At 51.7% G+C, this 24,618-nt stretch carries 20 protein-coding genes; 4 read left to right on the top strand and 16 right to left on the bottom strand.

From position 1 onward, the window contains the following. Position 1 precedes the first annotated feature (1 nt). The 14 genes from dhaK to QOL74_RS09375 all read right to left on the bottom strand — a co-directional run bounded on the left by dhaK (position 2) and on the right by QOL74_RS09375 (position 16,704). Positions 2–985: a dihydroxyacetone kinase subunit DhaK gene (gene dhaK / locus QOL74_RS09440; protein ID WP_283409222.1), complete on the bottom strand. Its 984-nt coding sequence runs from the start codon at positions 983–985 to the stop codon at positions 2–4. Positions 986–1,006: 21 nt separating this feature from the next. Next, positions 1,007–1,720 (bottom strand): ABC transporter ATP-binding protein, encoded by a 714-nt coding sequence (locus QOL74_RS09435; protein ID WP_283409221.1) that lies wholly within the window; start codon positions 1,718–1,720, stop codon positions 1,007–1,009. Beyond that, on the bottom strand, positions 1,713–2,483 hold the full coding sequence (locus tag QOL74_RS09430) for an ABC transporter ATP-binding protein (protein WP_283409220.1): 771 nt from the start codon (positions 2,481–2,483) through the stop codon (positions 1,713–1,715). Before QOL74_RS09430 ends, QOL74_RS09435 begins: the two co-directional genes overlap by 8 nt. A gap of 45 nt (positions 2,484–2,528) precedes the next feature. Then, positions 2,529–3,545, bottom strand: a complete 1,017-nt coding sequence (locus QOL74_RS09425; RefSeq protein WP_283409219.1) for a branched-chain amino acid ABC transporter permease — start codon at positions 3,543–3,545, stop codon at positions 2,529–2,531. Between the two features lie 4 nt (positions 3,546–3,549). Next, entirely contained in the window at positions 3,550–4,452 is a 903-nt protein-coding gene (locus QOL74_RS09420; RefSeq protein WP_346771739.1) for a branched-chain amino acid ABC transporter permease, read from the bottom strand. 124 nt (positions 4,453–4,576) lie between these two features. After that, positions 4,577–5,698: an ABC transporter substrate-binding protein gene (locus QOL74_RS09415; RefSeq protein ID WP_283409218.1), complete on the bottom strand. Its 1,122-nt coding sequence runs from the start codon at positions 5,696–5,698 to the stop codon at positions 4,577–4,579. Between the two features lie 104 nt (positions 5,699–5,802). Beyond that, positions 5,803–6,300, bottom strand: coding sequence for an L-2-amino-thiazoline-4-carboxylic acid hydrolase (locus tag QOL74_RS09410; protein ID WP_283409217.1), 498 nt, complete (start codon positions 6,298–6,300; stop codon positions 5,803–5,805). A 347-nt stretch (positions 6,301–6,647) separates the two neighbouring features. Then, the gene (locus QOL74_RS09405) at positions 6,648–7,361 is read right to left on the bottom strand and encodes a TVP38/TMEM64 family protein (RefSeq protein ID WP_283409216.1); all 714 of its coding nucleotides are present in this window, start codon (positions 7,359–7,361) and stop codon (positions 6,648–6,650) included. Positions 7,362–7,693: 332 nt separating this feature from the next. Continuing rightward, positions 7,694–8,734 (bottom strand): endolytic transglycosylase MltG, encoded by a 1,041-nt coding sequence (mltG, locus tag QOL74_RS09400; protein ID WP_283409215.1) that lies wholly within the window; start codon positions 8,732–8,734, stop codon positions 7,694–7,696. Between the two features lie 39 nt (positions 8,735–8,773). Further along, on the bottom strand, positions 8,774–11,299 hold the full coding sequence (locus tag QOL74_RS09395) for a putative bifunctional diguanylate cyclase/phosphodiesterase (protein ID WP_283409214.1): 2,526 nt from the start codon (positions 11,297–11,299) through the stop codon (positions 8,774–8,776). A 5-nt stretch (positions 11,300–11,304) separates the two neighbouring features. Then, complete coding sequence (locus QOL74_RS09390; RefSeq protein WP_283409213.1) at positions 11,305–13,029, bottom strand: ABC transporter substrate-binding protein; 1,725 nt, start codon at positions 13,027–13,029, stop codon at positions 11,305–11,307. A gap of 317 nt (positions 13,030–13,346) precedes the next feature. Further along, positions 13,347–13,562 (bottom strand): heavy-metal-associated domain-containing protein, encoded by a 216-nt coding sequence (locus tag QOL74_RS09385; RefSeq protein ID WP_283409212.1) that lies wholly within the window; start codon positions 13,560–13,562, stop codon positions 13,347–13,349. 173 nt (positions 13,563–13,735) lie between these two features. Continuing rightward, positions 13,736–16,246 carry a heavy metal translocating P-type ATPase gene (locus tag QOL74_RS09380; protein WP_283409211.1) on the bottom strand — a complete coding sequence of 837 codons (2,511 nt, stop codon included), beginning with the start codon at positions 16,244–16,246 and terminating at the stop codon, positions 13,736–13,738. A gap of 128 nt (positions 16,247–16,374) precedes the next feature. Beyond that, entirely contained in the window at positions 16,375–16,704 is a 330-nt protein-coding gene (locus QOL74_RS09375) for a metal-sensitive transcriptional regulator (protein WP_283409210.1), read from the bottom strand. 193 nt (positions 16,705–16,897) lie between these two features. Between QOL74_RS09375 and QOL74_RS09370 the strand changes: the two genes are divergently transcribed. Beyond that, the gene (locus QOL74_RS09370) at positions 16,898–17,551 is read left to right on the top strand and encodes a GNAT family N-acetyltransferase (RefSeq protein ID WP_283409209.1); all 654 of its coding nucleotides are present in this window, start codon (positions 16,898–16,900) and stop codon (positions 17,549–17,551) included. A gap of 364 nt (positions 17,552–17,915) precedes the next feature. Here QOL74_RS09370 and QOL74_RS09365 read toward each other — a convergent pair whose 3' ends face one another. Continuing rightward, positions 17,916–19,067, bottom strand: coding sequence for an LCP family protein (locus QOL74_RS09365; RefSeq protein WP_283409208.1), 1,152 nt, complete (start codon positions 19,065–19,067; stop codon positions 17,916–17,918). Positions 19,068–19,901: 834 nt separating this feature from the next. Between QOL74_RS09365 and QOL74_RS09360 the strand changes: the two genes are divergently transcribed. The 3 genes from QOL74_RS09360 (at position 19,902) to QOL74_RS09350 (ending at position 23,338) form a co-directional block, all read left to right on the top strand. Continuing rightward, entirely contained in the window at positions 19,902–21,128 is a 1,227-nt protein-coding gene (locus tag QOL74_RS09360; RefSeq protein ID WP_283409207.1) for an efflux RND transporter periplasmic adaptor subunit, read from the top strand. Beyond that, positions 21,125–22,393 (top strand): ABC transporter permease, encoded by a 1,269-nt coding sequence (locus QOL74_RS09355; RefSeq protein ID WP_283409206.1) that lies wholly within the window; start codon positions 21,125–21,127, stop codon positions 22,391–22,393. The genes QOL74_RS09360 and QOL74_RS09355 overlap by 4 nt, the downstream gene beginning before the upstream one ends. A 159-nt stretch (positions 22,394–22,552) precedes the next feature. Next, positions 22,553–23,338: an ABC transporter ATP-binding protein gene (locus QOL74_RS09350; RefSeq protein WP_283409205.1), complete on the top strand. Its 786-nt coding sequence runs from the start codon at positions 22,553–22,555 to the stop codon at positions 23,336–23,338. Positions 23,339–23,413: 75 nt separating this feature from the next. Here the strand turns inward: QOL74_RS09350 and QOL74_RS09345 are convergent, their stop codons facing one another. Further along, positions 23,414–24,529, bottom strand: a complete 1,116-nt coding sequence (locus QOL74_RS09345; protein WP_283409204.1) for a M20/M25/M40 family metallo-hydrolase — start codon at positions 24,527–24,529, stop codon at positions 23,414–23,416. Positions 24,530–24,618: the final 89 nt, after the last annotated feature.

The following is a 24,618-nucleotide window of genomic DNA, read 5'->3' as shown; positions in this document are numbered from 1 at the left end:
CCTATCCTTTCATTGCCGGCGTCTGGCAAGGTGCATCGAGTAGCGCCTTCAGTTCCTCATCCAGGTTTAACAGCGTCAGCGAAGCACCCGACATTTCCAGGGCTGTCATGAAGTTACCCACATAGGCTCGATAGATCGATATGTCATGCTGCTTCAGGAGTTCAGTCACCTCTTTGAAGAGAATGTACAGTTCCATGAGGGGGGTGGCTCCCAGTCCGTTTACCATGACCGCCACTTCGCCACTCATCTTTTCAAAATCATTCAGGATGGGCTCCACCAATTTTTTGGCGATTTCTTTGGCGGGGAGCACCGGGCTTTTTTCAATGCCAGGCTCTCCATGGATCCCCATTCCAATTTCAATTTCATCAGCACCCAGTGTAAAACTGGGTGTTCCCACTCCTGGCAGCACACAGGAAGACATGGCCATGCCCATGCTGCGAATGTTGGCGATGGTTTTTTCTGCCACCTGCTTCACTTCCTGAAGGGAGGCGCCCGTTTCTGCCTTGGCGCCGGCCACCTTGTGAACAAAAACCGTCCCGGCAATTCCTCGCCGTCCTGTTGAGTAGGTGCTGTCGGGTACTGCCACATCATCTTTCACAACCACATGATCCACTTCAATGCCTTCCATTTCTGCCAGTTCCTGCGCCATCTGGAAATTCATGATATCGCCGGAATAGTTTTTGATGATCAGTAAGACCCCTTTTCCACCGTTAGCCTCCTGAATGCCTTTTAACACCCTGTCTGGTGATGGTGATGCAAAGACATTGCCGGCAACTGCCGCATCCAACATGCCTTTTCCCACATACCCTGCATGGGATGGTTCATGCCCACTGCCGCCACCTGAAACCAAACCCACTTTGATACTCTTTTCTTTACGGGCAATGACCTCAGCCTCTTTAAAGTAAACCACTTCCGGATGTGCCAGTGCAATTCCCTCCAGCATTTCCGTCACCACATGATCGGGATGGTTAATGATTTTTTTCATCACGTCTCTTCCTTTCCTGATTTAGTGAAGGATATCTCCCAAGTATGCTTTTCGTACTTCGTCATTTTCCTGCAGCGCCCGGGCATCATCGCACAAAATGATCTTTCCTGTTTCCAAAACATATCCGCGATTTGCAATGGAAAGGGCCATATTTGCGTTCTGCTCGACCAGCAGAATGGTGGTTCCCTGTTGATTGATGGATACGATGAGCTCAAAAATCGTTTCAATCAGCTTCGGAGCAAGCCCCAGCGAGGGTTCATCCAGCATCAGCAGCTGGGGAGCTGTCATGAGGGATCTTCCGATGGCCAGCATCTGCTGTTCCCCTCCGGACAGCGTTCCTGCCGTCTGCTTCTTCCGCTCATGCAGACGGGGAAACAACTCATACACCCGGTCGAAAGAAGACTGTATGCCGTCTTTGTCTTTGCGTATATAGGCGCCCAGCTTTAAGTTTTCCTCCACCGTCAATGCGGGAAACACTTCTCGCCCTTCAGGGGTGAGACTGATTCCCTTTTTAACAATTTGGTCGGGGCTGAGTGAAGTAATGTCTTTATCTTCGAAAAAAATGGATCCCATTTTTGAACGCACAAGGCCGGTGATGGTGGACAGCGTGGTGCTCTTGCCAGCTCCATTGCTCCCAATGAGGGTGACAATCTCGCCCCGGTGAACTTCCATCGTGATCCCTTTGAGTGCATGAATATTTCCGTAGTACGTATGGATATCCGTGACTTTAAGCATTTTCTTCCTTCCTTCCAAGGTAGGCTTCAATGACTCGGGGGTTTTTGGCAATGTCTTTCGGAAGCCCCTCTGCAATTTTTTTGCCATGATCAATGACATAGATTCTGTCGGAAATATTCATCACCAACCGCATATCATGTTCGATGAGGATAATGGTGAACCCTTGTATTTTCAGTTCCATGATGAAATCAAGCAGTGCGTCGGTCTCAAACGCATTCATGCCGGCCGCAGGTTCATCCAGCAGGATGATTTTGGCTTTTGTGGCGATGGCCCTGGATATTTCAAGTCTTCTTTGGGCACCGTAGGGCAGATTCGTTGCATAGTTGTGTATTTGATCCTGAAGACCGATGGATGTCAAAATCCGCAGGGCTTCTTCGTGCTTTTCAAGCTCGATGGTTTTAAATTTTTTAGTTCTGAAGACCGCATCCCAAAAATGATAGTCTGTGTGGGTGTGCATTCCCAACAGCACATTTTCGATGACGCGCATATCTTTGCATAAACGAATGTTTTGAAAGGTGCGTGCGATCCCTGCTTTGACAATTTCCTGTGGCTCTTTATTGTGGATTGGCTGATTTTCAAAATGAATACTTCCACTGGTGGGTTTATACACACCGGTAATGACATTGAACAGGGTGGTTTTCCCCGCTCCGTTTGGCCCGATGATGCTGACGATTTCGCCGGGCTCAACCTGAATGGAGACATCTTCCAATGCCACCAGGCCGCCAAAATGCATTGAAATTTTATCGATGGATAGATATGCCATAGTCAGTACCTTCCTTTATCGGATTCTGATCGGTTGCCCTTCTCCTCATTGATTGTCAACCTTCATCCCTTTGGGAAAGGCATAATCCGTTTTCTGCTGACCACCCAGCAGCCCCTGTGGACGGAATCGCATCATGAGCACCAGTATCAGCCCATACAACACAAAACGATACTCCTGAACAAAACGCAGCAGTTCAGGAAAACTAATCAACAGGATGGCTCCTAAAAACATTCCCTTGATGGTGCCCATTCCTCCCAAAATCACAATGCTCAGAATCAGGATTGATGTATCAAAGGTGAAAGTGTTTGGATCGATAAATCGAATCATGTGTGCGTAGAAAGCACCGGCAAGACCTGCGAAAAAAGCACCTACGACAAAAGCAATGATTTTGTAATAGGTGGTGCGTACGCCCATCATGACCGCAGCCACTTCATCATCCCGTATGGCTGTCAGCGCTCTTCCAAATTTGGACCTGACAATGAAATGCATGACCAGGGTGGTCAGCAGAAGGAAGGCCAGCACCAGATAATACATGCCGTTGTTTGCAATCGTCAGCTCAATGCCAAAAAAGACCGGCCGCGGGATTCTGGAAATGCCCAGGGGTCCATTGGTGACCCTCTCCCAGTTAAGAAATATCATCCGCACCACTTCTGCAAATCCCAGCGTGGTGATCGCCAGATACGTTCCGGAGAGTCTTAACGTCGGAAGTCCAAGTAGAAGCCCCATTAATGCAGCGACACAGGCCGCGATGGGAGCGGTGATAAAAAAGCTGACGCCGTAGGTCACACTAATAATCGCCGACGTGTAGGCTCCGATGGCATAAAAGGCTGCGTGACCCAGGGAGGTCTGCCCGGTATAGCCTGTAATCAGTCCCAGCGACATACCAAGAATGCTGTAGACGCAGATCATGATAATAATGCGCATGATGTACTGGGAGTTCAGCAGGTAGGGCAGTGCCAGCAGCAACAGCAACAGCCCTGCAATGATGTAGTGCCGGTACTGATCCATTTTCCGATAAAGCGGTATGCGATTTTCTTTTATTAATCTCCTCAAGTCATCCATGGATTCACACCTTCTTTATACCTTTCTTTCCGAATAAACCGTTGGGTCTAACCAGAAGAACAAGTATCAGAATAATAAAAGCCACTGCATCCCGGTAACTGCCGCCGAGATAGGTTGCCGCAAATGTCTCGGAAATGCCCACCACCAGTCCGCCGATGACGGATCCGTACAGGATTCCTATGCCGCCCAGCACTGCTGCTGAAAACGCTTTCAGCCCTGGCATAAATCCCATTCCCGGTGACACCATTTGGTAGTAGCCGCTCACCAAAGTACCTGCAATGGCAGCAGAAACGCCTCCCAGAAAAAAGGTGAAGGTTACCACTCGATTGACATTGATTCCCATTAGATATGATGCTTTGGCATTTTGTTCCACGCCTCTCATGGCCAGGCCTACCTTTGTGTAATGGATAATCGCCGTCAAAGCCACCAGAAGAACTAATGAGATGAAGAAGATGGCGATCTGTGTGCTTCCCACATTCACTCCAAAAATGCGAACTGTCCCATAGTTGAACAGCCGGGGGAAACTCTTTGTTTCACTGCCAAAAACAATCATCAGCATGTTTTGAATGATGTAGGATATGCCGATGGTTGTAATAAGAGCGGCAATTGGTTTGGAGCCTTTCATTCGCAGGGGCTCCAGAGAAAGTTTGTCGATGGCAATGCCCAGCATTCCCGTGAAAATCATACTGGCAATGATCGCCGGTACAATCCCGAATTCCATGGAAATAAAGAGCAATGACATGTGTGCACCAAAAGCATAAACGGAACCATGGGAAAAATTCACCAGCCTTAAAATTCCAAAAACAAGGGAGTATCCCACAGCAATTAATGCGTAGATAATTCCAATGGTCAGTCCGTTAATCAACTGTTCCATTACCATTCGTTCACCCCATCGCTTCTTTGTCACCACATTCTTACCTCGGTGTTGGTTTCCATTAATGATTTCATTTATTAATTTCATTGACTGCAGGGATGCGGCGCATCTCCGCCCTGTCATCCCTGCAGTTCACATATCACTTAATGCTGTCAATTTATCTTGCTTCCACAAATTCTCCCTGGTGAATTTTCACCACCGTGAAGGGCCGTACCGAATCTCTGGATTCATTAAAGGTTGTATATCCTGTTACCCCATTGTATTCAACCCCTGCCACCTGATCCCGAATGGCAGCACGATCCAATTCGCCCGCGTTTTGAATGGCAGTCAGGATGATGCCTGCACTGTCATAGGCCTGGGCGGTCAAGCTGCTGGGTGTTGATCCATACGCTTCTTTGTAAGCTTCAACAAAGGCGACAACGTTTTGATCTGTGGAACCGTCAAAAAACTGGGTGGGGAAGTGAATGCCTTCTGCACTGTCACCGGCCAGTTCAATTAGCTGGCGGCTATACGCATTTGAGAATCCTACAAACTGAATGTCCGGGTTAACATCTTGATATTGAGACGCAAAGGGTCCCAGCACATTATACATGGCTGCCACAATAATCACTTCTGCACCCGCATTGTGAAGACGTGAAATGTTTGGACTGAAATCAACAGTGCCATCCAAAATTTCCTGATGATCCACCACCTCTGCACCGGCGGCTGCCACCAGTTCCTTTGTAATTTCAGCGGTGCTGGTACCCCAGTCGTTTCGAACTGACAGAATGCCCACTTTGCTTTTTCCGTAAAGCTCTGTTGCAATGGCCACGGCTGCTTCAGCTTCCACATTGATCACGGTGTTATTTCTGAAAATGTAATCTCCTTCTTTTGTAAAGTCAGGATGAGATGCAGAAGGAGAGATGTTTACGATGCCTGTTTCCTGGTAGGTGGGTGTTGCCGCCATACAGACACCGCTGGCAAAGTGTCCTACCACTCCCATGATGTTATCATCTGAGGCAATTCGCTCTGCGATGGTGGCTGCTTCTTCACCATCATTTTTGTCATCGTAGATCACCAGTTCAATCTGCTGACCTAACACACCGCCGTTTTCATTCCATTCATTGACCATCAACTCAACCGCATTTCGAAAACCGGTGCCGTACTCTGCAAAATCTCCGGTCATCGGTGCTGCAATGGCAATTTTAACCGATCCGGCATCTGTTGAGCTGCTTCCACAGCCAGTCATACTGACGAGAACCAAGGCAAGGATCAACACTAAACTGATTACTTTTTTCATCTTTAAGCTCCTCTCATTCTTGTTCATGATCAACTGGTCAACTGTTTCAGAAACACTGTGTCAGCTTTTATATCATCATCATGTCCTGGTTTTGATTGCCGGCATTATTTGGAGAAATGAAGCTTGCAGGTGGCACATCCCTTCGCAATGGTGTCACCCAGTTCAAAGGTTGCTCCGATGACTTCTGCAATGCCGCGATCACCGTCCATTGCCATGTCACATAAAAGATCAATGGTCTCGTTGTCCATTCCCAGCTTCTGCCAAGCACTCACCAGCGGGCAATAATTGAACTCAATTTTAAAGTTCTCAGTCTCCAGCTCTTTGATGTCCATTTCAAAAATGTTAATGACATGGGTGGTTAAAAAGGCGTGTCTGAAATCAACCAGACTTTCCCCGTTTTCCATGGCTTTTTTAATGTTGGCACCATGAATATTGCCTGTTTTTCTGATGGCCGCTCTGGTTATTTTTTCTGCATCACATCCGGCCTCTTTCGCCGCCAGATAAGTCAGTCCCATCCAGGTGGCCCGGTGTTCAATGGCACCACGCAGAAGTGCCGTTACGTCATCTTCCTGTTTTTTCTTTTGATTATTGATGGTTGTCATTCATTTTTCCTCCATCCCTTTTGTTGTTTGCATCATATTGAGACATTGTTTTAAGTTGTCTCGTTATGATTATATTCCCTCTTTCTTAATAACGCAAGCACTTTTGTCATTTTTTTCTGTCTATTTGATTCTTTCTGATGACTCAAACTACGATTCGTCTCATTTTGATACACATAATAACAAAAGCACCCCTCAACATTCTTTGTGAATGTTAAGGGGTGCTTTATTTTTTGTCATCTTGCATCCGTTCAGTTGAAACACTGTCGAAAGGCAATCACCCTGCCTGGGCAGTCGTGAACAATCAATCTATCCCCTTCCCCTACAGAAGAACCAACTACACCCATCCTTCAACAATTCGGCGGTTTCCAGGGCGGCACCGGCACGCCACTCTCATTGGCACCAGCTTCTTTTGGCCGGCGCTTTTTCTGAATCCAGTGGTAAAGGTGGGGCCCCAGAGCCATGGCCAACAGCAGGGAGTAGGCGGTGATGGTTTGGGGAGAGAAATAGTTGTCCAGGTTGTCTGCCAGATAGGTGTAGAGCAGCCCTTTGGGAATGGCCCCCAAAAAGGTGCCCCAGATGAATTTTCGATAAGAGATGTTGGTGAGGCCGGCGGCATAGCTGATAATGTCGAAGGGCATGCCGGGGGAAACACGGAGGGAGAAGATCTTGCTCACCAGATTGGTGGCCGCGGCTTCCTGCACCTTGCGAATGTACTTTTCATGAACAATCTTATAAAAAAGACACTGGAACCGATGGGCCAGCCAGTAACAGAGGCTGGAGGAGATTACCAGACCGCCGATGGCCAGGGCTGATCCCTGAAGGGTGCCAAAGGCAATGCCCCCGGTGATGAATAACACGGAGACGGGGATGAACAAAAAAGGACGGATGGAAGCCAGTGCAAAAAACAGCAGCTTTCCCCGAAAGCCGTAATCCCGCACCAGCTCTTGAATGTCACCGGACTGAAGAAGGGTGATTCCCGCTACAAGACTGTCGGAGGCAGTGAGGTAAATCACCAGCGCTGCCGCTGCCACCAGCAGTATCAGCATTCGTTTTTGTTTCATGCCGGTCACCCCTCTCTACGCTCATCTTATATGTACCCCGCACCCTTAAAGGGGTAACTTTTTAAGCTGCCGTAAATTGCATGTGCTAAAAAGCTGTGAATATGCGGTTACAGGATGATGCGACGATTTAAGGGATGGCTGCCATGAAGAGATGCCCTCTTGAAAGTTTGGCGGTTTATTGGGAAGTATGCTTTTACCCGGAAGGATGGCGGTTAAACTGGTAACAGTTGAAAAGCAGCACGCCTGGGTTGTCTGCCGACATCATCAACCCGCTGGCTGCTGCTTTTTTCATGGTGCCTCTTTCTGTTCAGGCCACCCTCATTTTTGCCCGCTTACTCATCACTTCGGTTGCGGTAGGCCTCCACATTTTGAAGGTGATCCCGGTATTCCCGGCTGAAGTTGTGCCCGCCGTCGCCCACCACAAAGTAGAGATAGTCATTGTCTTCAGGGTAAAGGGCTGCTTCAATGGAAGCCCGGCCGGGGTTAGCGATGGGGCCGGGGGGAAGTCCCTTGTACTTGTAGGTATTGAAGGGATGCGATTCTTCCAGGTCCCGGTAGAGCAGGCGGGTGGCCAGTTCCTGCCCGTCATCCAGCCCGTAAATCACTGAGGAACAGAACTGGAGAAGCATGTCGATTTCCAGCCGGTTGTAAACCACGCCGGCAATGGTGGGCCGTTCATGGTCGCCGAAGGCTTCCTTTTCGATGAGGGAGGCCAATGTCAGCAACTGGTGAGTATTGTACCCCAACTCTTCTGCCCGCTGACGCCATTCAGGGGTGAGTACTTTTTCCATCTGCCGGGCCATCACTGCTACAATTTCATCCGCGGTGGCATCCATTTCAAACTGGTAGGTATCGGGAAACAGATAGCCTTCCAGGGGAAAGTAGAGCTGGCCGGCTTCAAAGGGGTAGTCACCGGCTTCATAATACCGCCGGGTGGCTTCCAGAAAATCTTCGGCCGAGACAATCTCCCGTTCTTCCAGCCGCCGGGCCATCTGGTAGAGGGTGAACCCTTCGGGGAAGGTAACCCGCACCTGTTCCCGCTGCTGGCGGTCGATGATTAAGGCTTCGAAGACATCGTCGATGTGGCTGCCGGGCTCAATCACCAGGGCTCCCGGCTTGATGAGCCTGTCGATCCCTTCTTCTTGGCCTTTGCGCCGAAACCAGAGGGCACTGCGAATGACTCCTTCTTCTTTCAGCCGCTCCGACACCCGGTGCAGGCTGTCGCCGGAAGCCACGGTGATTTCAACAGGGGCTTCATGAATGGTGACGGACAGTGCTGTGGGAGCCAGCAAGAAGGCTCCTATTCCAAGGGCGGCACTGATGAAGATCAACAGGCCCGCCACTGTGAGTGTAATCAGGCATCCTTTTTTCATGGGCAATCCTCCTTGTCATTTCCCCATTTTACCATAAGCCTATGCTTCTTTGAAGAGGCTGGTAAAATTCTGATGAAAGAGATTCACGGCGTCTTCCGGCGGCAGGGGTTTACTGAACAGGTACCCCTGAATGTAGTCGCAGCCGCAGGAGGCCAGACGCCGGAACTGTTCCTTTTCTTCAACGCCCTCGGCCAGCACCTCAAGATTCAAACTGTGGATCAGGGCAATCATGCTGTCGATAACTGCCTGGCTGTTTTTTTCCAGGTACCGGTCAATGAGGCTTTTATCCAGTTTCACCAGATCTGCCGGCACTTCGGTGAGGTAACTGAGGGATGAATAGCCAGTACCGAAGTCGTCGATGCTGATGGTGACTCCCAGGTTTTTCAGCTGGTGAAGAAACCGGAGGGTCTCCTCCCGGTTATCCAGAAAAATGCTTTCGGTGATTTCGATCATAATCAGCCGGGGAGGCACGTTCATCTGGTAAAGTTCCCGCTTCAGGAAATCCACATAATCGGTATCATTAAGCTGCAACGCGGAAAAATTGATGGATACGGGCATCACCGGCAGCTCCTGCTCCTGCCAGGCTGCCACCTGCCGGATCACCGCCCGGGTTACCCAGCGTCCAATTTCAAGAATAAGCCCTATTTCTTCTGCCACGGAAATGAAGATGCCGGGGGGCACCGAAAAGTCTTTTAGGCGCAACAACGCTTCGAAGCCTGTCAGCTTTCCAGTTTTAACTGCCACCTGGGGCTGATAATGCAGGGTGAAGCCATCGGTTTCCAACGCTTCCCGAAGAATGTTCTCCACCCGGGCTTTTTCCCGCATGCTGTTGGTCATGGATTCATCAAAGAACAGATAATTGTTCTTCCCCATGGTTTTCACCCGGTGAAGGGCCATATCAGCTTTCATAATCAGTGACTCCGGATCTTGCCCATGTTCCGGATAAGTGGCAATGCCCATGCTCAGGGTCAGATGAACACTGGTCTCCTCCACCGAAAAGTGCCGGCTGAAATGACTTTTAATGGCCAGCGCGACAGATTCCACCTGTCGTGAATCCGAGGGTCTGTCCAGCAAAATCAGAAACTCATCGCCGCCAAACCGGGAGAGAAAAACACTTTTTCCCAGCAGGGAAACGAGTTCTCTTCCCATCTGTTTTAACACTTTGTCTCCAAATATATGGCCCATGGTATCATTGATACTTTTGAAGTTATCGGTGTCCACCAGAATCACCGCCCCCTGAAACTCGTGCTGCAGGCAGCTGGCCAGACGCTCCATGAAATGGCGCCGGTTGGGAAGCTGTGTCAGGTCGTCATGATAGGCCTGATGCTGAATCCATTCCTGCTGCTCTGTGATGTAAGCCAGCTGATCGTTGAGAGCTTCTTCGGAAGCCTGAATGCGCTGGTAGGCTTCGGTGATGTTCTGGTTGGATATTTCCAGGTCCCGCTGGTTTTTCTGAAGGCTGGTGAAGTACTGCTGGGTGCGGTCCAGGATCTGGTTGATGGTGGCCGCCAGACCCAGGAAAGGATTGCCCGGGGAGAGCTGAATGCGGTAATCCATCTGTTCTTTGATGTCAATGCTGCTGATGCCTGCGTCCAGCTCTTTCACCGGTGCCATCACATGCCGCCGCTGGAGCCACAAAAAGGCCAGCAGCACAGCCAGTGCCGTTGCCACAAAAATCAGCGTCATTTGGTGAAAATGGGCATACACCGAGGCCATGGACATGCCCACGATGAGAACATGATTGATTTCTCCATCGGTGATAATGGGCGTGATCACTTCCATGACCCGTTCATTTCTGGACTCGTCATACCATTCTGCCACCCTTGTTGCTCCCCGAAAAGCTGCCTGCATAGCCACTTCTTCCTCCGGGACATAGCGAATACCAATATCCTTCAGATCAGAGTCGGCAATGGCCGTCATCTGACGGTCCACCACCAGGGCATAGGTGAGGTTTTCGCTCTCAGCCACTTGTGCCACCAGTGTCTGATAGCTAAACTGCCGGGTCAGCTCCAGCACATTATCTGCCAGAATACCCGACCGGACAAATTCGCCGCTGGGATGTTTCAGGGCGCCATATTGATAGTTCTCGCCCGTCAGGCTGATAAATCGCAACGGTTCCATCAGCTCCTGATCAGGGCCCCGCAAAAAAGCATACAGCGAGTCTCCGGCGGCAACAGGCCTTCGCTGAGACTTGTCACTGGCAAACAACACCCGGCCGTCAGCATCATGCCAGGTGATTTCATCCATCAGGGTGATTTGCGTCAGATAAGTGAGGTACTCATCACTTATTTGGTCCCGATTGTCCACCGCCAGCTGGTTGGCACTGCTGATATGGGTTTCCAGCATATGCCGGGTCAGTCTGACGGAGGACTCATTCCCCTGAATCTGGCGAACAATCTGGCGGGCCAGGGTGACGCCATCTTCTTTGATTTGATTAATAATCAAATGGCGGCTGGTGTAGGTGCCGGCCACGCTGATGATGATCAGGCCCAGGGTTACCAGAATCATGGGGTATCCGATGAGTTTGGTGCGTTTAATCAACCGGGGTGGGGGCTGTTGTGCCACGGGGGTCACTCCTTCCAGCAGATCCGGTCCTGTTCATCCCAGGTGTATCCGGCTTCCTGCAGCATTTCTCTGGCTTTGGTAATATCGAAGGGGTATTGGGTGACGGTCGGGTTTTTCCAGAACACATTGCCTGTGGAAATGGGCTGACCGGCACCGCCCACATCCCCCATTCCGTTCAGGTATTGAGAAACCAGGTGTTCCAGATCCATGGCCATGGCGGCGGCCTGGCGCATCACCGGGTCGTCGAAGGGAGGGCGGGAGCAGTTGAATCCCAGATAGTGAAAGCCCAGATCAGGCACTTGAATCACCTGAATTTCGGCGAATGCCTCTGCCACGGGAAGCTGATCCGGCTCCAGATTCACCCCGGTCATATCTGCCTCGCCGGATAAAAGAGCTTGCATCAGGCTTTCCGTATCGGGATAGAGGCTGTAAACCAGCTCGTCAAGGGCCACATCGTCGGCTGCAAAGTAGTGGGGATCTTTTCGAAAAGTGATCTGTTTTCCATGATCCCAGGTTTCAAAAAACAGGGGACCGCTGCCCACCAAGGGCACAGGCACATTCTCTGATGCTCCAGGTGTTGCAGGGGCTGCTATTTCATATTCGTGCAGGAATTCTGACCACAGGTGCTCCGGCAGAATGGGAATCTGGGCCAGGGTCATGGTGATGAAGGCCGCGTAGGGCTCTTTCAGCCGAAAACGGATGGTGCGGTCCGGCAGCAGCACCACTTCTTTAATGGGGTCTAAAAAGGCGGCAAAATAAGTGACTCCTCGCTCCCGCATCATGTTGTAGGTAAACACCACATCTTCAGGTCGCACAGGCTGGCCGTCATGAAAAGTCATCCCTTCCCGTAAGATCACGTCGATGGTAATGTCGTTCACCTGACGAATATCCCGGGCGGCCCAGGGCTTCGGCTGAAAATACTGGTTCACCCGGGCCAGTTTATCGTACATCAGGCGCAGCAGCTTCCATTCCCAGACAGTGGATGCGGTGAGGGGATTCAGGGAAGAAGGCTCCTGGTTGCTGGCAATGACCAGTCTCATGGGTTCTTCATCCAGGGGTTGGCGGTCTATGGGACGGGCATGAAAGGGCAGCCATTCATGGTACAACCCTTCTCCCGCCATGGCAGTCATGTTTTCCCACCGGTCCTGACGGTAGGCCTGTACCACCCGGCGGTAAAACAGCGTCACATAGGGAACATCCTTAGCCAGCTTCTCCTGGGCGGCATACACCACCTCCCGGCGCACATCTGGATTCATGACCCGCCGCTGGGCTTCAGCCAAAGCATCATAGGCTTCATTTCGGTATTCACAGTAATTATTGCCCATGATCCCCGCCTGGGAAGAGTGGGCAATGGAATAGATGAACATATCCGGGTCGGCCCGTTCCACCCGGCCTGTCCAGCTCATGGTGAAGGCATCCCAGTCTTTCTCCTCTGGATCAAAATTTCGTACGGCATAGGTCAGTTCATTGAATTCCATGGGAATCACTTCCACTTCAAAACCCAGCTCACGCCACCAGGCTGCAATTTGATGGGCCGCGTGGTACCGTACCGGGTCATAGCTTTCGGTGTTGGTGAGAAGGGTGAGGGGAGGGATTCGGCGATCGGCAGAGCCTGGCAAAGAGGCCGGGGCAAGGTCACAGGCGGCGAAGATAACCAGTACCGCCAGGGTAAGGGAGATGATCAATGGATACCGGAGTTTTCGCTGATAAGATGGGTTCACCAATTTCATTGTCACCACCGCCTGAGGAAATTTGAGAGGGTGAAGTGGAATTATTGTCAGACTTTTTCCAATGTTTAACACCATTGTATCTCATTTTTTCCTTTCAGGTCAACCGTCGGGCTTTCTCACCATCCCCTTCCTGCCAACGGGATTTACCCGGGATTGGCACATCAAAAAGCACCGGCACGGGCTGAGAAACAGCAGGTGTGCCGGCGCAAGACAAAGGGTTATTCATTTTCAAACTGGGTATGTCTGCTTTGTGGTACTCATCTGGCCGTCTCGATATGGCGGGTTCAACCTGACAGATTTTGCATATGGATGCTCGCTTACTGCTGCTGAATATCAATCACATCGTAGCCGGCGTCATCGATGGCCTCTCTGATCAGGGCATCATCCACCGGGGCCGACAGGTTGATGATGGCATTTTCACCTTCAAGATCCACCACAGCATCGGCGACCCCTTCAAGACCCTTCAGCATTTTTTCCACGCGGGCACTGCAGTGACCGCAGGTCATTCCTTTAATTTTAACCAGTTTACGCATGGGTTCATCTCCTTTTTTCATCATCCATCGCTTTTATTAAATGCTTCCAACTTCCAAATACTTCCAACTTCACGCTTCAATTGTTTCAATTTGCTTATGGAATACCTCAAACCCATTTCCCGGAATGCCTCAAACCTCTTTCATGGAATACCCCATTTGAAGAAGTTTATCCATCAGGATTTCACATACCCCGGTTTGATGTTTACCCGCTTCAGCCGCAGGGAATTGTACACCACGTTGAGGGAGCTGATGCTCATGGCGGCAGCCCCAATCATGGGATGCAGAAGCCCCAGCATGGCCACGGGAATGGCAATGGCATTGTAGAACCAGGCCCAGAAGTAGTTTTCCTTGATTTTTCGAAAGGTGGCCTTTGACAGCAGAATGGCAGATATAATACCGCTCAGCTCTCCCTTCACCAGTGTGACGTCTGCCGCCTCAATGGCAATGTCGGTACCGGTGCCGATGGCAATGCCAATATTGGCCTGTTTCAGGGCGGGGGCATCATTGATGCCGTCTCCCACCATGGCCACGGTGCCGTACTGGGCCTGCAGTTTTTTAACCTCATCCACCTTGCCTTCCGGCAGCACTTCTGCAATCACGTTATCAACACCGGCCTGGCGGGCAATGGCGTTGGCGGTGCGCTGGTTATCCCCGGTGACCATGGCAGTTTTGATGCCCATGGCATGGAGCTCTTTGATGGCGGCAGCGGAATCGGCTTTCATGGGGTCGGCCACAGCAATGACGCCCGCCAGTGCTGACCCGGCGGCCACCAGCATCACGGTTTTCGCTTCTTCTTCCAGGGCGGCAATGGTACTTTCCCACTGGCTGAAGTCAATGCCCTGGGCGGTCATCAGCTTTCGGTTACCCATGAAAGCCCGGGTACCGTCAGCCAGCTCCCCCTGAATTCCAAACCCGGGGAGGGCTTCAAAATTGGTGACAGACTGGGGGGTGATGCCTTTTTCGTTGGCTTTTTCCATGATGGCAAAGGCCAGCGGATGCTCTGAAGACTGTTCCAGATCAGCGGCCAGCTGCCACAGCCGGGATTCGTCACCGGCGTCTGTCACCTGTACATCGGTGACGGCGGGGCGGCCCAAGGTGATGGTGCCGGTTTTGTCAAAAATAACCATTTTCAGTTCTTTAAAGGTTTGCACCGCTTCGCCGTTACGAATGAGAATGCCGTTTTCGGCACCCATACCGCTGCCCACCATCAGGGCGGTGGGGGTTCCCAGCCCAAGGGCGCAGGGGCAGGCGATGACCAGTACAGCGGTGGCGGTGACAAAGGCGATGGAAAGGGTGCCGGCTCCCGGACGTACCCAGGGAAGGTATTGGGCTCCCCACAAAAGAATGCCCTGATGAAACTCAGGGAACAGCAGGTTGGAGGTAAAGACCAGCAGGGTGATCACCAGAATGGCCGGCACAAAATACCCGGTGATGCGGTCGGCATATTCCTGAATGGGCACTTTGGAGCCCTGGCAGGATTCCACCAGCTGAATTACCTGTGACAGGAAGGTGTCTTTACCGGTTTTGGTAACCTGTACCTTCATGACGCCCTGCTTGTTGATGGTGGCGCCAATCACAGTGTCGCCCACAGTACGGTTCACCGGCATGGATTCTCCTGTGGCCATGGATTCGTCTACGGTGCTTTGGCCTTCCACCACCTGGCCGTCGGTGGGAATTTTTTCGCCGGGGCGGACAATCATCACATCTCCGGGGCGCAGGTCTTCCACCGGCACCTGCACTTCTTCGCCATTCAGAAGAATATTGGCGGTTTTGGCACCCATTTCAATGAGTTTCTTGATGGCTTGGGAAGCCCGGCCCTTGGCACGGGTTTCCAGATACTTGCCCACCAGATGGAGGGTCATGATGCTGCTGGCCATTTCTGTAAAGGCCTGCAGGGGCAGGAAAAAGGCCATAAGCCCGATGAGATAGGGGGGAACAGAGCCCAGGGTCACCAGCACGTCCATATTGGGACTCTTGTTCTTGACAGCGTTCCAGCTGGCCCGGTGAACATGACGGCCCAGAAGGAATATGTTGGGCAGTGCCAGCAGGTTGATGATCCAAAGATAATAAGGGGGATGAACGCCGAACATTTTAATGATCATGAGCACCATGATGGTGCCGGAAAGAATGGCAGATTTCAGCATGCGGTTCCGGGCGGCGGCCATCATGACTTCTTCCTGGTCAACGGCCTGGGTGCCCGTTTGTTCCGGCAGCAGCTCATACCCCAGGTCTTTCACTTTTTTCTCCAGAGAGGCCAGGCGCACCAGCGAAGGGTCATAGGTGACGGTGAGTTTTTCGGCGGCAAAGTTCACTGCTGCCTGTTCCACCCCGGCCATTTTGTTCAGCCCCCGTTCGATGGCGGCGGAGCAGGCCGTGCAGGTCATACCGGCCACTTTCAGGGTCTTGGTTTCGGAGGCGGGTAACGCAGCAGCAGGTTCCTTCGAGGTTACGGGAGATCCCTGCTCCTCCGCGGTATCCATCAGGGGGGTGTACCCCAGCTTCTCCACAATGCCGCTGATTTCTTCCAGAGAAATGGCATTTTCATCATAAGCCAGGTGCAGCTTCTCAGTGGCAAAGTTAATGGCAGCTTTGGAAACCCCGGGAGTTTTGCCCAGTTTCTTTTCAATGGCGGCAGAGCAGGAGGTGCAGCTCATGCCAGCCACTTTTACAGCAGTTTCTTTCATGGCGGCTCACTTCTTTCTTTATAGTGGATAACTCCTGTTAATGGACAATTCCAGATAATGAACAGCTACAGATAATGAACAGTACCGGTTTTCAGCCCGTTTTAATGTGTTTAACACGTTTCTTGTCCTTATTTGGTGATTTTTTTGATGGTGGTGAGAATTTCTTCCACCACATCGGTATCGCCGTGTTGAATCTGATGCACCACGCAGTGCTTCACGTGGCTTTCCAGCAGTACCATTTCAATGGATCGGAGGGCCGACCGGGCCGCCTCCAGCTGGTGCAAAATATCATCGCAGTAGGTTTCCTGTTCAATGAGTTTTTTGATGCCCCTGATTTGACCTTCCACCCGATTCAGACGGTGCACCAGTCCTTTTTGTACTTCTGCAGAATGCATGGACGGTTTTTTTTCTTCAGCCAACAAACTCCCCCCTTCCTTTTCTTCATATTTCGGCTTCATTATACCATACCCCCCTATGGTATGCAAGAGATAATCGCTTGTTTGACACACTTTGATCCATGTACTATAATGGTGTCGGTAGCAATAATTCGTGCGGCCCCCTTTATAACTGTCTTATAAAGGGTTTTTTTACCCGCTGCAGCTCGTCAGGCAGTGACTGCCATCCCCGGTGCCGCCAGAAGGAGGGAACCCGATGCAACCAGGCCGAATCGAGAAAGAACAGTTGAGGTTTCGCAGTTATATTAAGGTGCGCAGGGTAACGGAAGCCGACATTGGCGCCGTTTATCAGATTGCATCTTCTGTGGGAAAAAGTGACAAAGACTCCACCCAGGGGTTCCTGGTGGATGATTACGCCTCACAACCTGATTATTACATGGAAAAGTTCACTGCTCTGGCACAACGCCTGGATCATTTCTATGTGGCAGAAAACGTTTCCAGTTCGACAAAACCCCTGGTGGTGGGATTTTTAATGGCCTATACCCGGGATCAATGGCTGGAGGACAACCCTGATTGGATTGATGAGGTCAAATGGCACCCCCTCTTTGACCAGGAACGGCTGAACAGTTTTGTGGTGGTGGATAAAACCGCCATTCGCGCCCACCTCACCGGTCATGGAATCGGCAGCGAGCTCTATAAACGCCTGATTGCCGATATTCGCCCCAAGGGTATCACCACCATCATGGCCGAAACCATCATCAGCCCCATCCCCAATTTTGCTTCTTTGGCTTTTCGCAAAAAACAACAGTATACCCTGGCGGGTGTTCGTTACGAACCTTACCTGGGAGAGATGTATACCGATCTGATTTACTTCAAGGATATCGCTGGAGTGGCAGTGGATAAGGGATAGGGAACAGGGATTAGGGAATCGCGAATCGTAAAAAGCAAAAAATGAAAGAGCACCCCGTGGGGTGCTCTTTAGAGGTTGAAGACAAAGGGCTTTAGCCAGGCCAGCTGATTCCAATCTTGTGTGTTTATAGTCGAAAGTCTCGAAAACAGCGCCTGAACTCGCTGCGCTCAAACAGCAGGCGCTGGCAGTTTTCTCCCCTTTTCGAATAAACACTGACAAGATTTTCAAGGCTGTCCTTTTCCAAATCCCTTGTCTTCATCTTATTTTGCTTACAGTCTGAGAGCACCCCGCGGGGTGCTCTTTTTTGATGCAGGCAGAAGGTTTTCGTAAAGCGGTTATCCAATCCCTTTTTCCCTGTTCTCTATCAACTGCTCTCCCGGGCCACATCAAAGAACCGTTGAATCTGAATTTCATTCCACAAACGTCGCCGTGACGTGATGTCAGTGGCTTCGTTTACGGCAGTTCCTTCTGATGGTTCTGAAGCTTCTCCGGTTTCACTGCCTGCTTCAGGCGCTTCTGCCTCCGGTTCAGCCTCCAGCCCGCTTTCACCATTGGAGTAGATGTAAATCAGCAATCGGCGGGTCTCCATGGCGTCATGAAACACATAGCTGAGGCCGCCCTGGGTGCGTGGATCACCCGGCAGACTGTAGGTATTCATATTTTCCTGGGGATTCAGGGATCGGGCCGCGTTGGCCAGGCGAATCACTTCCTGCAGTTCCACATCGGTGCGCACAAAACGGAAAGCAGATGTGGCCAGAGTGGGCAGATTTCCCAGTGTCAACGCTTTTTCAAGGGCATTTTTCATGAACTGCTGCTGGGCTTCAATGCGCCCCAGGTCACCATTGCGTTCCAGCGCTCCTGATCCCGGCGCTGCCTGGCGGTATCGAAGAAACTTCACAGCGTCACGGCCGTTGAGCACATGGTTGCCGGCAGCAAAATCAATCACCAGGGGTGGTGTGTCATACGGATCCTCATAATACATCCGTTTGGAGATGTGAATTGGCACGCCACCAATGGCGTCCACCACAGAAGCGGCTCCCTGATAGGTCACCGTCACATAGTAATGTACCGGCACATCGTATAACAAATCGCTGATCACATTTTTCACGCCGTCGGCTCCATGGGCGCTGTAAGCAGCATTGATCTTTTTCTGCCCGAGGCCATCATACCCCACCCGGGGATAATAGGTATCTCTGGGAATGGAAATCAAATCCATGTTTTTGGTGTCAGGATCGAAGGAAACAAACATCATGGTATCTGTCAGACCACTGGCAATTCCCAGCAGAATAAAGTTAACCCGGCTGCTGTCGTTGACCAGCCTTTTCAGTTCATCCTGTTCGACGGGTTCTTCGGCCTGACGGTCAAACTCATCATCTGCCCGGTCGCGAACAACAGGCACATCTGCCTGGGGATGGTCTTCTTTCATGTAGGTGTTAAACGCGGCAAAAACACCTGTAAACAGAATCGTAAAACAGATGAATGCCACCAGGAACACTCTGAGAAACAGTTTTTTCACAGTTCTTCACTTCCTATTCAAAATTCCACCACATTGGCTGTTTGACATGCTGTTTGACATGCTGTTTGACATCAAGTTGTTCGCTTTTGGCCCAAATGCTCCATCTATTAATGCTTCATCTATTGTAGATGCTTCATTCTGTTCAGATGCTGTCTGCTGCCATTATGTTTTCAAGGCTGCTTACTACTTATGTATTCAAGGCTGTTTGCTGCTGTTTAGGTTCACTTGCTTCTTATGCTTTTTATGCTTCTTATGCTTCATGACGTCTTGAAGTCAAAAAAGTTTCAACATTTCATTCTATCCGTTTTGCGGGAGGCTGTTCCACGACCATCACTAATCTTCCCGATGCCATTCAACTCGATTCAGATCAGCCCAGCGCATTCCAACCTGCTTCGACATATCGGGCTTCATGACAACTCGTTTCAGTTCGTTTCGACTCTCTGCTTAACTGGTGGTTTCAACGTTTCGCGAAAGCTGATCCAACCCATTGCCCGCCATGTGATAACTGAATATCGGCAGAGTCCCATCGATTATACCAGAATGAAGTGAAAAAATCTACAAAGCCGCTTAAAATGTCATTCAATTATCATTTTAAAGCCATTTGAAGCCAAACGCTTCATCATCTCGCCCATCCCCCTTTGGAAGTCACTCCTCTCACCCATCTTCCAATGCCCGTTTCAGAGAAGCGATGTCACAAGGGTACAGATGATCTGCACCGGCATCGAAACAGCGTTTGAATGATAAATGATCGGGTATTAAAAAATAATATCGTACTGTGTAATATATAAAATACAATATTACATTTTGACATTTTTTGAAAATGGAGTGATGGAGATGAAACTGTGGATGAAATGGACCACCGCGCTTGTGCTGGTGATAATGGTTGGCTTAAGCCTGTACTTTCTGTTGCCTGAGCGCACTCCTGCGCCTCCCGAACTGCTGGGCATGGAGGCAACGCCCTTTGTACAAAGGCTGAGTGCCACCGGCCGCATGGTCCCCGCACGTCAGGTACAGCTTCAGGCCCAGGTGGCCGGTCGGCTGTTGTCTCTGGAAGGGACCGAGGGAGATACGGTGAGTGAGGGGCAGGTACTGGCAGTGATTGATGACGGCGATGCCCGCCAGCGCGTGGCCGAAAGCCGAGCCAGTCTGACCCTGGCCCAGTCCCGCACCCGCTTGCTGTCGGAACTGGCCGTGCCTGTCACCCGGGAAGAGCTGGAACAGTTGAACCTGAACCGGGAGCAGCTGGTGCGCACCCTTGAACGTCAGGAAGCACTTTATTCCCAGGGCGCCCTGCCTCTGGAACCTCTGGAAGAAACTCGAAATGCACTCGAAGTTCTGAATTCCCGAATTCGATCCACCGAAATTTCTCTGGCGGCCCAGGAAACCGGCGGTGCTGAAGCGGCTGAAACAGCCGCAACGGTGGCTCAGGCCAGAAGCAGTCTGGAAACCCTGGAGCGGGAACTGGCCAAGTACAGCCTCCAGGCACCGTTTAATGGCGTGGTGCTGGAGCGTCTGGCGGAACCGGGAGAATGGGTACAGCCAGGAAGCACCTTGCTGATCCTGGCAGCCGACGAAGGCTATTATGCGGAAGTGGAGCTGGATGAACGGGTGATGGGTCTGGTGGCAGTGGGTCAGCCTGCCCGTCTGTGGCCGGAGGCTTATCCTTCCCGGGAAGTGGCTGCCCGAGTGGCCTTCATTGCTCCCCGGGTGAATGCAGCCACCGGCACCGTACGCATTCAGCTGGCCCTGGAAGAGCAGGCGGATTATCTGATTCAGGACCTGACCATTCAGGCCGAAATTCAGGTACGGGAACTGGCAGAGGCGTTGTTGCTGCCTGTGGCTTTCCGGTGGGAGGAAAACCCCCTGCGGGTGCTGGTACTGGAAGATGGCACGGTAAACGAACGCCCCATTACCGCCGAGGCTGTGAGTTCTAATCAATGGCTGATTCTCGACGGACTTTCTGCCGGCGATCAAGTCATTCACCCCTCCTCCGGATTGAAGCCGGGAGACTCGCTGGTACTGCCGGAGGCAACTGCACCGGAAGGCGGGGATGCTTCATGAGATTTGAACTGAAAGTAGCCCTGCGCTTCCTTCGGGAAGGCAAGGGTCAAACACTGTTTATCCTGCTGGGCATTGCCATCGGCGTGGCGGTACAGGTTTTTCTGGGTACCCTCATCACCGGTCTGCAGCGGGATCTGATTAACACCACCGTGGGCAGCAGCCCCCACTTGATTTTTTCCGGCAGCGACGCTTCATCTCTGATGCCTGAATCATTTAGTTCTTCTGATGCCTCTGATTCTTCTGATTCTCCTGGTTCCCCCCGTCATTCGGGAACTGCCACCGTCACGACAGCGGGCAACTTTCGCCGGGAAGATGACACTCTGAAAAACTGGGCCGACCTCATGGCCCTGTTGGATGAAGATGCCAGTCTGACGGCAGTTTCTCCTGTTGCTCAGGGTAATGGCTTTGTGCTTCGAAGCGGTCAGCGCTGGCCTGTGATCGTTCGGGGAGTCGAGCCGGAACGGGCAAATGCCATTTACCAGCTTCAAGCCGCTTTGCAGGCAGGCACCATGGCCCTGGAGGGCAATGGGTTGCTCATGGGCAGCGCGTTGGCCCGGGAAGCCCGCCTTACCACCGGAGATCAAGTTACCCTGGAGCTGCCGGGAGGCGGCCGCCAATCTTTCAGTGTGACAGGCATTTTTGATTTGGGCAGTCAGAGCCTCAATGAAACCTGGCTTTTCCTGGATTTAGGACGCGCCCAGCGATTATTGGGACTGGGAGATGATATCAGCCGCATCGAAGTACAGATGACAGACATCTTTGCTGCCGACACGCTGGGAGCCTTTTATCAACAGCAGCTTTCCGGTATTACTGTGGATAATTGGAAAGACCAAAACGCAGACCTTCTCAGCGGCCTTCAGGCCCAGAGCAGCTCTTCTGTCACCATTCAGGTGTTTGTGCTGCTGGCCGTCACTCTGGGAATTGCCAGTGTGCTGGCCGTATCGGTGGTGCAAAAATCCCGGCAGATTGGAATTCTGAAGGCCATGGGCACCCCCTCAGGAAGTGCCAGCCGCATTTTTCTCTTTCAGGGCGCTTTTCTGGGCTTTGGCGGTGCCTTGCTGGGGAGCGGCCTGGGTTTCGTCATCACCCAGTTCTTCCTTTGGGGAACGGCTCAGGCCACCGGAAGACCCCTGTTCCCTCTGGAATTTGACCCCGGCTATGCCGCCGCCATTGTGGTCATTGCCACGCTGGCCAGTGTGATCTCGGCACTTCTCCCCGCCCGGAAGTCTGCCCGCCTTAATCCCATTGAGGTGATTCGGGGGTAACTGTCACTGGATTTCTCTGATCCAGGGATTCAATGCCCCGACGGAGTTCGAAGCAAAATGGCGTTTAATGCAAAAGTGAAGTTCAATGTAAAGCAGGTTGAACTGCCAAAGCGGAATGCAATGTAGCGAAATTCAATGTTAAAGAAGTGAGGGATGATGATGAGTGAGTGGCTGATGGAAGCCAAAGGCATTACAAAGGTATATGGCACGGTGGTGAAAACCCGGGCGCTGAAAGGAATTGATTTGGGTTTTCGTTCCGGTGAGTTTGCCAGTATTATTGGATACTCCGGCTCCGGCAAAACCACCCTGCTGAATATATTGGGGGCTCTGGATAAGCCCACTGAAGGGTCTCTCTGGTTTCAGGGAGAGGAAGTAAGTCGTATGGGCGAAAAAAGACTGGCAGCTTTTCGCAACCGAAACATCGGTTTTGTTTTTCAGTTTCACCACCTGCTGCCAGAGTTCACCGCCCTTGAAAACGTGCTGATTCCCACCTGGATTCAGGCGGGAAACGGCACCCGTCGCAAGGCGGATCGGGCAAAAGAGCTGCTGGAACTGGTGGGGTTAAAAGAACAGATCAATAACAAGTCCACTGATCTTTCCGGCGGTCAGCAGCAGCGGGTGGCCATTGCCCGGGCCCTCATCAATGAACCGGCCCTGATTCTGGCCGACGAACCCACCGGCAATCTGGACAGCGAGACCACGGAGCAGGTCTATTCACTCATGCGGGATATCAACGACCGGCTGGGCACCGCTTTTTTGGTGGTGACCCACAACGACCATATCGCCGCCAAGTCGGACCGGATCATCACCATGAAGGATGGCTTGGTGATTCAGGATGAAACCACCAGTGGGCGACCTTCTGAGGAAGTGTGGCAAACCGTGGCCCCCGGTTACTGCCGCCACTGCTATAAAGATTCGGATGAAGTGAACAATCAGTTGCTGTAGATTTTATGTGTTCGCAGCCGAATCAAAACAACAGCCGGCAAACCTGCCGGCTGTTGTTATTTGATTTCATGAAAGCTACGCGTGGGCCTTGATGATCTCCACCACCATTTGGCCGGCCTCCACCAAGTCATCAATAGGAATATACTCATCATTGGTGTGCGCCTTATCCATACCCACACTCAGGTTCACGGCTGAAATGCCGTTGTTGTTGAAGTGATTGGTGTCACTGCCGCCGCCGGAACTTTGAATCACCGGTTCCAGTCCCATGGTGACAAACACCTCTTTCAGGGTTTGAATCATGGGGGCCTCTGCCGATACATGGAAGGCAGAATACACCCGTTCAACGGTGACATCCACAGCTCCGCCAAAATCACTGGCCGCTTGTTCCATGGCGGCTTTCATGTGAGCCGTCTGGGCGTCCAGCTTTTCGTTTTTCTGGCTGCGGGCTTCGCCCACCAGGCGTACTTCGGGAGTGACGATGTTGGTGGCCCGGCCGCCTTCAATGCTTCCCAGGTTGGCGGTGGTTTCAGCGTCAATACGCAGCAAGTTCATGGTGTCAATGGCCCGGGCCGCCATTTGAATGGCGCTGATGCCAGCTTCGGGTTCAACGCCGGCATGAGCCGCCTTGCCGTGGAAAACGGCTTCGATGCGGTCTTGGGCCGGCCCCTGATTGATGATGGTACCCACGGCACCGCCGCTGTCCAGAATAAAGGCCCGCTCCGCGTTCACCAAACTGTAATCCAGGTTGAGTGACCCAAAAAGGCCGCCTTCTTCCCAAATGGTGAAGACAGCCTGCACATCGCCATGGGGAATCTTATTTTCCTGAAGTACTCTGACTGCCTCGATGAAAGCGGTGATGCCTGCTTTGTCGTCGCTTCCCAGAATGGTGGTGCCGTCACTGCGAATCACGTCGCCGTCCACCACCGGGTTCACAGACTCACCAGGCTGCTGCACCGTGTCCATATGGGCACTGAAAAGAATGGGAGTGCCGGGAACTGTTCCCTTCAGGGTGGCAATGAGGTTTCCGGTATCTGTTCCCAGTTTTTTGCCAGCGTCATCAAACACCACGGTCATACCCAAATCTGTGAGAATTTCCTCCAGGCGTCGGGCCACTGCACCTTCCTTGCTGGAGGGACTGTCAATGCGCACCAGCTCCAACAGCTGGTCGATCATGCGTTGCCGGTTGATCATGGGGCATCTTCCTTTCCGATTGTTAAGTGTCACGATCATCATACCATAAGAAAACCCCTGAGGGACAGCCTCTTGATGTGGAGGAATGT

Origin of the sequence: Anoxynatronum buryatiense, assembly GCF_900182905.1 — a bacterium.
Lineage (GTDB): Bacteria > Bacillota > Clostridia > Peptostreptococcales > Tindalliaceae > Anoxynatronum > Anoxynatronum buryatiense.
Note: the sequence above shows the minus strand (reverse complement) of the source record. Positions and strands in the feature narration are given on the sequence as shown.